This window comes from Macrococcus carouselicus (assembly GCF_004359515.1).
In the GTDB taxonomy this organism is placed as follows: domain Bacteria; phylum Bacillota; class Bacilli; order Staphylococcales; family Staphylococcaceae; genus Macrococcus; species Macrococcus carouselicus.
Map to the genome: position 1 here is coordinate 1 of NZ_SCWD01000005.1, position 12012 is coordinate 12012.

The window sequence follows — 12012 nt, forward strand, 5'->3', positions numbered from 1 at the left end:
ATTAAATCTAGACTGAACTGGATGAGCCCGGTAGGGTTCAGAGAGAAAACTCTAAGTTTGAAAACTGCATAAAAAAAGGAATGGATTTCTCCATTCCAAAAAAGTCTAACTTTCGGGGGTCACTTCACGACGCCGCTCCTAGTCTTTCAGAATGCTTGCCAGTCTGAGAATATCCATGATGATATTCAGCAGATTGATGAACAAGTTGAAGCCCATCTCACGAGGTGAGAAATTGCCTTGCTTCATACGGTTGAAATCATAAATGGTATACAGCAGAAAAATAGCGAGACCTGCAACTGTGATTACTAAGTGGAACATCGGCATCTGAATAAAGAAGCCGAGAATACTGGCAAAGATAAGAGCGATCAGTGCCGGAAATAGGAGGCGGCCGAGACCGGATGCATCACCAATCACAAAGTAGCCGAGGAAACCGAATGCGAAGAAAGCTGCAATCGCAAGACCCACGTTCTGATAGAAGGCAGTTGTGCCAAGGTCACTTAAATAGTACATAAATGACGCATAACTCACAACTCCCAGCAGAAATGCAAGGACATTCGCAATCAGCGCACTGAACTTGCGAGAAGACTTCACAAAGAGCGAAATCAGCACGATTGCCATGATCAGCACAGAAATCGGCATTCTCATCGCCGCAGGTATAAACTGACCTGCGAACGTCCCGATGCCGAAAATCACCCAGTAATACATAAAATATAACCATGCCTGACGAACCTGACCGGAGCGTGAGACAGAAGTAGATTGATAGTTCATTCAAAAACCCTCTTTTAATAAAATGTGTAACAGGATTCATATTACACGATCCACCAGGAAATTACAATGAATTAGGCCGCCGCTGAAAGTCAGCGATACGTGTGTACTGAGCCGTCAGCGATTGTGAGATATCAATATATATCGGCAGTATTTCCCGGTAGATATTCACGTGTGCCTGATCAGGCGTATGATGGTGCGATTCTCCCACTAATTCAGTGACATGTGTGAAATCAGGCTTCATTCCAAGTGCATACTGGCCAAGTATAACCGCTCCCAGACAGGAACTCTCGAAACTTTCAGGTATAGTCAGTTCCTCTTCGAAAATATCCGCCATCATCTGACGCCAAAGCGCACTCCGCGAGAAGCCGCCTGTCGCCTTCAGTGATTTCACCGGACCATCCATCAGTACGTTCAGAGCGATGAAGACAGTATAAAGGTTGTATATGACGCCTTCCAGTGCTGCCCGGATCATATGGGCCTTGCCATGGGATAATGTCAGTCCGATATAGGAACCACGGACATCCGCATTCCATAAGGGGGCCCGTTCACCGGCCAGATAAGGATGGAATATCAGTCCATTGCTGGCAGGGGGAACAAGTTCAGCAATCTTCATCAGTACGTCATAGCTATCAATTCCCAGCTGCTTCGCTGTCTCTATTTCACTCGCAGCAAATTCATCCCGGATCCAGCGCAGTACGACGCCGCCGTTATTGACCGGACCCCCAATCACCCATTTGTCGTGAGTCAGCGCATAGCAGAAGAGACGACCTTCCTGATCAGTGCGCGGCTCATCGACAACAGTCCGGATTGCCCCGCTCGTACCGATTGTCACCGCCACTTCTCCCGGTCTGAAAGCATCGACACCGAGATTGCTGAGAACGCCATCTGACGCGCCGATGACAACAGGTGTGCCTGGACTGATACCGAGACGCTTCGCTATATCAGGTCTCATATCTGTGTAGTAAGCAGTCGTATCCACCGCCTCGGACAACTGATTCATGCTGATACCTAACTCTTCCATCAACGCATCATCAAACTTCAGCTCGTGAATATTGAAAAGACCCGTTGCTGAGGCAATCGAATAATCCACTACATAGCGGCCGAAGAACCGATAGAAGATATATTCTTTAATCCCGATAAATTTATAGGTCCGTTCAAAGAGATCCGGCTCCTCATTTTTCAGCCAGATGATTTTCGTCAGCGGACTCATAGGATGAATCGGGGTGCCTGTCTTCTCGTAGATAGTCTGACCATGTTCTGTGTCACTGAGTTCCTTCGCATAATGCTGACTGCGGTTATCAGCCCAAGTCATACTTTCAGAAAGCCGCTCATGATTCTCATCCATCAGAATCAGACTGTGCATCGCGCTTGAAAAACTTATAAAAGCGATATTCTCTTTATCCGTACTCGCAGCGACTCGACTGATAGAACCAATAACCGCCTCAAATATTTCATCAGGATTCTGTTCTGCTCTATCACCATCCGTATGAAGCGGATATTCAACGTGATGAGTTGCTTTGACCTGGCCTGCCTTATCATATAGAACTGCCTTCGTACTCGTTGTCCCAATATCGACGCCTATCATATCCATATCATCATCTCCTTACCTTTCAATAATGGGCAGTAGTTCTTCTATATCCTGATGAAATTCATGCTGACCTTGTGTCTTCGTAATCGTGTTCAGCTTTCTGAGCTGCTCTCTCCAGCATATCTGATGGTGGATTGCTGCCTGAAGCTGCTCACTGGCACTATGGATGAAAAGTACATGTTTCATCTTCATTCCTCCTATATAAAATTCCTCCTATATAAAAAAGGTAAACTCATAATAAGTTTACCCTTTTTAAAAAATTATAAAAATAGATTCAGTATGAAGTAACTTGCCGCTGCAATCAAAGCTGAGATCGGGAGTGTAATCACCCAGGTCACAACCATGCGCTGGGCAGTTGTCCATTTCACACCTTTTACTCGATGTGAGGATCCGACGCCGAGAATGGATGACGAGACGACATGCGTCGTCGATACCGGCAGATGGATATGCGTCGCACCGAAGATAATAAGTGCAGAACTGAGGTCAGCTGCCACGCCGTTCGCCGGACGTATCTTCATGATATTACCGCCGACTGTCTTGATGATTCTCCAGCCACCGACTGCTGTCCCAAGCCCCATTGCAGTGGCGCAGGCCACCTGTACCCAGTGCTGGATATCTGTGCCAGTCTGCAGTCCTGCTGAGATAAGCGCCATCGTAATGATACCCATCGCTTTTTGCGCATCGTTTGTTCCATGTGAGAATGCCTGCAGCGCTGCCGTCAGAATCTGCAGGAATCTGAAATTCCGATTGGTCTTCGTCAGGTTACTGTTCTTGAAGACCACCTTGAAGAAGGAGTAGATGACGAAACCGACACCGAATGCGAGTAACGGTGAAATGATCAGCGCCATAATAATTTTGATGAAACCACTGTAATGGAGAACCCCGAAACCTGCTGAAGCAATTGCGGCACCTGCTACAGATCCAATCAATGCATGAGAAGATGAACTCGGGATACCGTAGTACCAGGTCACAAGATTCCAGATGATTGCTGCCAGCAGAGCTGCCAGAATTACGACTGAACCATTCTTCAGTGTGAACGGATCGACGATATCCTTCGTCAGCGTCTTAGCGACACCTGTTGACCATAATGCACCGACAAAGTTCAGTACTGCCGCCATCAGAATCGCATGACGAGGTTTAAGGGCTTTTGTTGATACGGCAGTTGCTATGGCATTCGCCGTATCATGAAACCCGTTGATGAAATCAAAAACAAGCGCAAAAACAACGACCGCAATCGTAATAATCAGAATAGTATCCATCATTATCTCCTAACTGTTTTTCATAATGATAGAATCAAGATTATTCGCTACTGTCTGACACTTGTTCGCAATGCTCTCAAGCGACTGATAGATATCCTTAATCTTCATGATTGTCACCGGTTCTGTTTCCACAGATAGAATATGTTTAATAGACTGACGCAGAATATTGTCGCAAGTTGTCTCATGATCTCTGATATTCATAGAATGCACACGGATATGAGAAAACTTCTTGCCGTCGATCAGATCGACTGCCATTTTAATTTCATCTGTACAGGCCTGAATATTTTTCACAAACTCACCCATAAAGTCATCTGAATATTCGATGGAATACATCTCAAACATTGCAGATGTTTCCTCCATACCATCCAGCACATCATCAATCGCATTGCCGAGCGCCAGAATATCTTCCCGCTCAATAGGTGTGATGAACGTCTGATTCAGATCAGAAATCATCTGCTGCATTAAATCATCACCATTTTTTTCATATGACTTGATATTATCCGCATACTTTTTCAGATCAAACGCGTTATGGAATGACATATCTCCAAAAACGAGGGATGCTCGCTTCAGATTTTCCGCCATATCCTCAAGCTGCACGATAAATTTGTCTTTCTTCTTATTAAACATGTAAAGCCTCCTGGCAATCCTGAAATATAACATTGATACCATTTAGTTTAATGCAAAATATAGAGAAACGATAGTCCTTTTGTAAAGTTTACGTAAATATCATTTACATAATATTAACTTTTTAAATTTTATGTGATGAATTAACAAAAAAGAGTCTGTCTCTACTAGACAAACTCCCTCTTTTTCGTCACTATTATTTTTCTTTGAGCCGCTGTTCCTCATTGAACTTCTCAATACGCATATCCACTTCGAAAATACGCATAGTCAGTGCATGAAAAGGTGCCTGTAGCAGCTGATAGAACAACCAGGAACGGGCCGGCTCATAATGGTGGATACAGACCATGATCTCCTCTGTACCGAGCATTCTTCTGAACTCGAGAAGACCGGTCTGAAGGTCGCTGACTTTGGCAAGCGTCCCCCCCTTAATCTCAAATATCTGACGGTCATTATCCTGCAAATCCGTTGTTCGCTTTAACTTGATCAGGTCCAGTTTAGCACCTTGCAGAATATAATCCTCGTCCTCTACCGCCACATTGGACAGTCCAGGTAGGACGTTCTTGTAATATTCAAAGTAATACGCAGTGAATTTCTCTAACGACCAGGATACGGGTATCTCAAATCTTCTGATGATACGCACATCATCTGTACGCGCACTCTGGAAGCGGGCAAGCATTCCTTTACGTTTGATTTTGGTCTGGGGCGTCCGGACCGGAGTCTGATAGCTGTTCAGGATTTTCAACGTCTCTGCGTCCTCAGCAGCGCCGGTCACATAGATGATTTCCTTTACACCGGCCTCCTCAGCTGCACGTCCATAGTTATCTGCCGCGAGCGCATTCATATCACTGAAGTTCGCTTCCATCGTCTTTGAGGAACGCTTTGTCGGATCCAGGAAATAGACCGCGATGTCAATATCCTTCATCACACGCATCACGTCTGTCAGACTGAAGATATCCCCTTTAGCCCATGTGATATCTTCATATTCCTGTTCATACTGTGATAAGACGACCAGTTCATTTTCACTTTTTAATGACTCGTAAAGATTTTTACCGATATAACCACTGACACCCGTTAATAATACACGCATCATTCTGCCTCCGTTCTTTAATCTTCATTCTAGCATTTACCCTTTTTGACCACAAAAAATACAGAGGGTTACCTCTGTATTTCAAGATTATGCGATATGTTTTTTGCCGCGCTGTTTACGCAGGAAATATTTGACTGTGATACCAATACATAGTGCCAGGCCCACGTAACCGATAATCGGATAAATTACATCGACTAGTTCAACGAACCCGACAAAGCTCAGACCATAGCCGATAATCATTGAACCAAATAATAATAATTTATAGTTTCTTGAATAAGGTTCCGTGAAACGTGCGACGAATGAATACATCAAACCGACAATAGTATTATAGATGACCAGCAGCATGATGATACTCAGCGCGAAACTCACTGCCGGGTGAATCATACGTCCTAGCAGAATCGTTGGAATAGCTGCTTCATTGACTTTATCAAGTTCAGCTAACAGCCCTGAGTTTACCATTAGAATCAGTACCAGCAGTAACAGCCCACCCATTAATCCTCCGCGACCTGCGACTACTTTATGACTCGCATCACCACCGATGGCTGCCATCATACTGAACGCTGTTGAGAATGCAAGTGCGCCGTACAGAATACCATCCCACCACCATAGATGTGAAGATTGTCTTGATGTATCGATATGATCATTCACTTCATTGAATGACAATGAGCCATTAAAGAAGAAGTAGACCGCAATAATAGTGACGACTGCTATCAGAAACGGTGTCACCATTCCCAGTGCACTCACAATTTTATTAAAGTCCATCAGCAGGGTTAAGCTGACCGCGAGCATCATCAAGAGTGAACCTAGCCATACCGGAATACCGAAACTTTCATGCGCGGCACTCCCTGCACCTGCTATCATCACAACTGCGAAGGCATAAAGGAAAAATATTAATAAATAGTCGATGATTTTTCCAAATCTTTCACCAAATAGGTAATGAATTGCACTGACATGATCTTCTGACTCAAGTGCGTTACCGATCTTCGAAATCTGACGTCCGAAGAAAGTCAGCATCAATCCTGCTATCAGAATCGAGAGGTAGCTGTAAGTACCGTAGTTCGTGAAAAACTTCAAAACTTCCTGACCCGTTGAAAACCCTGCTCCTACTACTACACCGACATAAGCCGATCCAATTTTAACTGCTTCAGTGTTCTTTGACACTTCATCTCCTCCTAAAAATATGGTACGTGTTCAGACACGATTTTTATTATACCCCTCTCGCAATAGGTTAAACATTTCACATTCTTTTAGGTTATAATAGAAGGGAGTAAATCTGAGAGGAGCATTATTTTGGACCTACACAAACAAGTTGTACATATGCACTTAAAGGAACTGCACGTCCGTGATTTCGAACAGTCGTCAGCTGATATCACAAAAATGCATCGCATCGATATTGAACAGCATCCACAGGATCCGGAAGTCTTTGAGTTCACCCTTAACTTCATGTTCGGCCACTTCGGTACACAGGTGGACGGCGTCATACAGGCGACCATCATCGCTAAAAGTGAGAATCCGCAAGCCGATGTCTACCAGGAACTGTTAAGCGACGAGAAGATGTATGCAGTCCCTCTGTTCTCAAAAGCATCTGCCATCATCACTAAAGTAACAGAAGACCGTGGGATGTTCCCGGTTATCGTCCCTGTAGAAATGTGGCTTGAAGATTAAAAAAAATCCCCGGCTGCCGTCCGGGGATTTATGCGTTTCTGATAGAGTCGAGGTCACTGATATCCACTACACCGGCATCCATTTCCTTGACTGCCTTCTTCATCAGCTCACGTGCAATCTTGTTCTGGGCATCCAGCTTCAGTATCTGTTTAGCCACCTGATAAGCCTGTCTATCCGTCAGTGCAGGCTCCGGCACCGTATAGAGGAAGAGCAGCTGCAGGAGACTCTTCACTTCCCTGGAGCCTGTCAGCTGAACAGAGCGTTCTGCGTGATAATAAGCCGCTTTAAACGCATCCGTCAGATCGCTTAATGGATACACCAGCAGCAGAAACGCAAGGTCGTGCAGTTCTGCCGTCTCATTCAGCTTCATCTCTTCAATGATGAACGTATAGAAAAGAATAGATTCAGTGTTCTGAGCCGCACTGATAAATGCTTCCTCAAATTCCATGAAATCATGTTCGGTCATCAACTGCCTGACACGTTCAAACTCACCATCCAGAATAAGAACTTCAATTTGCTCTCTCAATTGATGATCCTCCTTAACTTCTTCAGCATTTCTATTGTAGCATGTTCTACTCTATACACCCACTACTTTAAATAAGTTATTTTTCTCCATACATATTCCAGCGGTCCTTGTTCAAAGCGCTTGAAATATATAAGCGCAGTCAGCACCAGCAGACCATAGATAAGGACTGCAATGGCATATGTCGCTGCTAGATTCAGCTTGCCATAAAGACTGAAACCGTAGGTAATCATAAACATCAGCACGCTCTGCAGGATATAAGTAGTGAAACTCATACGGCCCAGAAGACTGACTGGCTGCGTCAGATTTCTGAAGGAAGCATGTTCACTGAGCCTGATGATCAGCAGCATGTAGCCCGCAGCAACAAGTACGCCGCCGATATAACCACCGACTGCATCTGCACTGTAACGTGCATAGAAGATAAGCGGCAGAGATTTCAGAGCGAGGCCTGTGACGAGCAGCAGGAATGCCGCTCTATTATAGCGACTCTGCTGCGCAATCGCCTCAAACCAGCCACTCCTGCGTGCATAACTTCCCATCAGCATCAAAGGCAGCAGACTCGTTAACCTGAAGAAGAGACCTTCTAGATCAGTGACAAAGAAAAACTGAAAGAAATGATGCATGTTAAGTGCAATAATCTCTGAGCCGTCACGACTGTTAAAGATATGCATCACCTGTTCGGCACGCTGCACATCAGTCACGATATAGTCATAACGCGGTAGCTGCAGACCATTGATAACGAATGGCACAATATGATTCATGACATAATAGCAGAGCAGAATAATGCTTGTCATCACGCTGAATACTTTATCTACAAAAAGCAGCGGTGCCCCGAACAGCATGACCAGCGCATAAGTCTGCAGAATATCACCTGAGAAGATGAACATACCATGCAACATGCCGAATACGAAAAGTGCCAGCAGACGGCGAATGATAATAGGTCTGAAATCATCTCCGCGCCGGTCTGCACTCTCTTTCATCATCGTGAGCCCATAACCGAATAAAAATGCGAAGATCGGATAAAACGACTGCTTGATAAAAAGAACATCAATAGAATAAAGCACTCTGTTCCAGCCATGCTGAAACATGATAAAGGGATCAAGATGAAAAGTATCATGCGTGAAACCTACTATATTCATCAGGATGATACCAAACAGACTGAACCCTCTTAAAGCGTCCAGACTGTATATGCGCTGCCTCATATTTTCTTGACGACTGATGACTTAAGACCAATCTGACCGAAACCATCAATCTTGCAGTCAATATCATGACCATCCTCAGGATCGACCAGTCTGATATTCTTTACTTTTGTACCCTGTTTGATGACTGACGATGCACCCTTTACTTTTAAATCTTTAACGACTGTAACAGTATCACCGTCTGTCAGTTCGTTGCCGTTAGCATCCTTGATAACGACCCGTTCTTCCTCTTCAGGATTTTGCGGCCACTCATAGGCACACATCGGACAGACATAATTCAGTCCATCTTCGTAAGTATATTCAGCCTCACACTTAGGGCATGCTGGAATTATCATTTTTCTTCTCCTTCAGTTTTAAAATAAATAGGGTAATGCTTACTGCAGCCTTCATTAAAACATGCCGCACAGGCCGGACAGCTCTTAGCTTTCATATATTCACTGATCGCGAGTTCATACTGGCAGCTGCCGCATAGAACCGCTTTCGTATCAAACTGTTCAAGGGGCCAGCGTTCAATGTCATGGTCTTCTGCATCATTATGACACTGATAACACGGATAGTAGTGTCCACAGCATTTGAACTTTATCGCTATAATATCCAGTTCGCTATGATAGTGGATACAGCGTGTTTCATGATCGACTACCGCTCCTTTCACCTCAATCATAATAAGGAATCCCTTCAATATCCAGCAGACGTCGCTTGAGATGTAATCCGCTCGAAAAGCCGGTCAGTCTGCCATTCTTACCGATGACGCGGTGACAGGGTATAGTGATTAGCACAGGGTTTCTGCCGATTGCACCGCCGACTGCACGAACTGCTTTAGGTCTACCAATCTGCTCGGCAATTTCACTATACGTCATAGTCTGACCATAAGGAATCGTCTGGAGAGCATGCCATACCGCCTGCTGAAACGAGGTGCCAGGGAGGTCATAGCTCCAGTCAAATTCTTTTGGCGTTCCTACAGCATAAGAGGTTAAATCGTTGATATATGCGCTATTATGCCGGTCAGCTTCCTCTCCAATGACCCATTCCGCTTCTTTAAACTCAGGCGCCTTGTGAGAGAAGGAACAGATGCCTGAATCAGACGCACAGATCACAAATCGTTCATCCAGCAGTTCAAAGTCGCTTCTATATATTGTCTTCATTAATTAACTCCATATCAACATGTGGAATCATATCGTCGAAATAAATAACCGATTTCTCTTCGAACCCGAATGATCTATAGAAAGCGGATAAATGGGCCTGACCCTGAAGCTTTACAGGTTTTCCGGGGAAATATTCTTCGATATGAGACAGACATTTCAGCATCAGTTTACGGCCGAGACCGGTTCCACGGTAGTCTGGATGCACAATCACGCGGCCGATATAGATATCCCCTTTATCAATGATTCTGGCATAAGCTTCCAGCTGGTCGGTCACTTTGAAAATATGTACAGCGTCAATATCATGGTCATCGATTTCCGGATACGCGCAGTTCTGTTCGACGACAAATGTATCCACCCGTAACTTTGAGATTTCAAACCATTCTCTTACTGTTAATTCATCAAAACTTTTAGTATTCCACATCGTCCCTCACCTCACATTTTTAATTATTTTACTATACGGACTGTGTAAATACGACTATTTCGGGTAAAGTTCAGAAAGGAGTGATAACGATGAAGAAAATACTTGTGGTATTAACCAATACAGAAAAATATGAAACTATCAATCGTGCTACTGGTCTATGGCTCGGTGAAGCCGCTCAGTTCGTGGAAGTAGTCAACGCAGCGGGTTATCAGATTGATTACGTCAGCCCTCACGGAGGTCTCGTACCTCTCGATCCGGCCAGTCTGTCAACAGCAGATGACATTGACTTCAAATGGTATGGTGATGCTGATTTCAGAGAACGTGCACTTGCCGATTCAAAGAAACCAGCTGACATCAATCCTGACGACTATGAAGCCATCTATTATACAGGTGGGCATGGCACCATGTGGGATTTCAAGGATAATATCGAACTGCAGCAGATCGCAGAAAAAATCTATAAGCAGGGCGGTTATATAACCGGCGTCTGTCACGGGGTTGTAGGTCTCGTTAATCTGCTGGATTCTGAAAGCGGTAAACGCCTGATTAAAGGTAAAAAAGTGACAGGTTTCAGCAATCTGGAGGAACGTCTGAACCGTACGAAGAAACATGTTCCATTCCTGGCAGAAGATAGCCTGAAAGAAGCAGGGGCGAAGTATAAATCTAAACGTCCGATGAAAGAGTACGTCCGGACAGATGGACAATTCATCACTGGACAGAATCCGACATCCGCTAAAAAAGTAGGCAAGGAACTTGTGAAGGCACTGAACAAATAAGACAAAAAAGCCGGCCATCATCTGATGTCCGGCTTTCACTGCTTTATTTAATTAGAAACGGTAGTAACCTGTTACTGAACCGTCAATGTAAGATACTGCACGTTGACCGATGCCAGCTTGTGGGTTTAAAGCGTCAATCATCTGACCGTTCCCGATGTAAACACCAACGTGAGAACCACCGTTGAAGTAAACTAAGTCACCAGGTTGAGGCGTTGAAACCGCTGTACCTGCTGCCATTTGAGCCCAAGTCGTACGTGGAATTGATTTACCCATCGCTGCCATTACTTGCTGCGCGAATGATGAACAGTCAACAGCTGTTGCAGAATTTCCGCCAAAGACATATGATTTACCAGCTGCAACGCTTCTTGCAACTGAAGCGACATTGTTGTTCACTGAAGTTGTCGCTGCTACTGCTTTTTTAGCAACAGGTGCTGTGTAAGTTGAAGTTGTGTTGTTTGAGTAAGAAACACGGTCAAAGTTAGTATTTGCTTGAACATTGTTAGTTACAGGCGCTGCGTAGTTGTTTGTAGTATTGTAGTTAGTGATCGTTGACGGCGCTGAATAGCTAGTTGCTGCTGTCGTACGGCTGTACCCATTTGAGTAGTTATAAGTTCTTGATCCGTCCTGGTTGATAACGTAAGTGTAGCTGTAAGACTGGTTTGAAGCAGGTGCTTGAACTTGCTGTTCACCTTGCATTGCGTTTACTTCGTCAATTGTGTAGGCTGCTGCATCTGCGTGGTTAGTGTTAGCACCTAATGTTGCTAATCCTGCTAAAGTCGTTAAAGTAAGAACTGTCTTTTTCATTATATGTTTTCCTCCAGAAAATTCGTTAATTGAATTATTTTATTAGTAATCAAATGCTGAGTGATACCAGCTCTTTGCGATGAACCTATAGTATCATTTAATTTTTTAAAAATGGGCATTGTTATTTATTTGTTACATAAGTGATATGTTTAGGTATGA

At 44.3% G+C, this 12012-nt stretch carries 16 protein-coding genes; 2 read left to right on the forward strand and 14 right to left on the reverse strand.

Annotated elements, in window-relative coordinates:
• Positions 1-138: 138 nt before the first annotated feature.
• The 7 genes from ERX40_RS09500 to ERX40_RS09525 form a co-directional block, all read right to left on the reverse strand.
• Complete coding sequence (locus ERX40_RS09500) at positions 139-768, reverse strand: Bax inhibitor-1/YccA family protein (protein ID WP_133418272.1); 630 nt, start codon at positions 766-768, stop codon at positions 139-141.
• Positions 769-829: 61 nt separating this feature from the next.
• Complete coding sequence (gene gntK, locus ERX40_RS09505; RefSeq protein WP_133418335.1) at positions 830-2353, reverse strand: gluconokinase; 1524 nt, start codon at positions 2351-2353, stop codon at positions 830-832.
• 18 nt (positions 2354-2371) lie between these two features.
• A complete protein-coding gene (locus ERX40_RS11325) occupies positions 2372-2542 on the reverse strand; it encodes a hypothetical protein (RefSeq protein WP_165980732.1) in 171 nt (56 codons plus the stop codon).
• A 74-nt stretch (positions 2543-2616) separates the two neighbouring features.
• Positions 2617-3615: an inorganic phosphate transporter gene (locus tag ERX40_RS09510; RefSeq protein WP_133418273.1), complete on the reverse strand. Its 999-nt coding sequence runs from the start codon at positions 3613-3615 to the stop codon at positions 2617-2619.
• Positions 3616-3624: 9 nt separating this feature from the next.
• Entirely contained in the window at positions 3625-4242 is a 618-nt protein-coding gene (locus tag ERX40_RS09515) for a DUF47 domain-containing protein (protein WP_133418274.1), read from the reverse strand.
• Between the two features lie 193 nt (positions 4243-4435).
• Entirely contained in the window at positions 4436-5326 is an 891-nt protein-coding gene (locus ERX40_RS09520) for an NAD-dependent epimerase/dehydratase family protein (protein WP_165980733.1), read from the reverse strand.
• A gap of 87 nt (positions 5327-5413) precedes the next feature.
• Positions 5414-6487, reverse strand: a complete 1074-nt coding sequence (locus ERX40_RS09525) for a YkvI family membrane protein (RefSeq protein ID WP_133418276.1) — start codon at positions 6485-6487, stop codon at positions 5414-5416.
• Between the two features lie 129 nt (positions 6488-6616).
• Here ERX40_RS09525 and ERX40_RS09530 point away from each other — a divergent pair, with 129 nt between their 5' ends.
• Positions 6617-6991 (forward strand): hypothetical protein, encoded by a 375-nt coding sequence (locus ERX40_RS09530; protein ID WP_133418277.1) that lies wholly within the window; start codon positions 6617-6619, stop codon positions 6989-6991.
• Positions 6992-7019: 28 nt separating this feature from the next.
• Here the strand turns inward: ERX40_RS09530 and ERX40_RS09535 are convergent, their stop codons facing one another.
• The 6 genes from ERX40_RS09535 to ERX40_RS09560 form a co-directional block, all read right to left on the reverse strand.
• Entirely contained in the window at positions 7020-7517 is a 498-nt protein-coding gene (locus ERX40_RS09535) for a hypothetical protein (protein ID WP_133418278.1), read from the reverse strand.
• A gap of 62 nt (positions 7518-7579) precedes the next feature.
• Positions 7580-8716: a DUF418 domain-containing protein gene (locus tag ERX40_RS09540; RefSeq protein WP_133418279.1), complete on the reverse strand. Its 1137-nt coding sequence runs from the start codon at positions 8714-8716 to the stop codon at positions 7580-7582.
• A complete protein-coding gene (locus tag ERX40_RS09545; protein ID WP_133418280.1) occupies positions 8713-9048 on the reverse strand; it encodes a zinc ribbon domain-containing protein YjdM in 336 nt (111 codons plus the stop codon). Before ERX40_RS09545 ends, ERX40_RS09540 begins: the two co-directional genes overlap by 4 nt.
• A complete protein-coding gene (locus ERX40_RS09550) occupies positions 9045-9374 on the reverse strand; it encodes a CHY zinc finger protein (protein ID WP_133418281.1) in 330 nt (109 codons plus the stop codon). Before ERX40_RS09550 ends, ERX40_RS09545 begins: the two co-directional genes overlap by 4 nt.
• Positions 9367-9855, reverse strand: a complete 489-nt coding sequence (locus tag ERX40_RS11580; protein WP_133418282.1) for a methylated-DNA--[protein]-cysteine S-methyltransferase — start codon at positions 9853-9855, stop codon at positions 9367-9369. The genes ERX40_RS09550 and ERX40_RS11580 overlap by 8 nt, the downstream gene beginning before the upstream one ends.
• Complete coding sequence (locus ERX40_RS09560; protein WP_133418283.1) at positions 9839-10276, reverse strand: GNAT family N-acetyltransferase; 438 nt, start codon at positions 10274-10276, stop codon at positions 9839-9841. Before ERX40_RS09560 ends, ERX40_RS11580 begins: the two co-directional genes overlap by 17 nt.
• Positions 10277-10365: 89 nt before the next feature.
• Between ERX40_RS09560 and ERX40_RS09565 the strand changes: the two genes are divergently transcribed.
• Complete coding sequence (locus ERX40_RS09565; protein WP_133418284.1) at positions 10366-11049, forward strand: type 1 glutamine amidotransferase domain-containing protein; 684 nt, start codon at positions 10366-10368, stop codon at positions 11047-11049.
• A 51-nt stretch (positions 11050-11100) separates the two neighbouring features.
• On the opposite strand, the gene ERX40_RS09570 is transcribed toward ERX40_RS09565, so the two are convergent.
• Positions 11101-11853, reverse strand: a complete 753-nt coding sequence (locus ERX40_RS09570; protein WP_133418285.1) for a C40 family peptidase — start codon at positions 11851-11853, stop codon at positions 11101-11103.
• Positions 11854-12012: the final 159 nt, after the last annotated feature.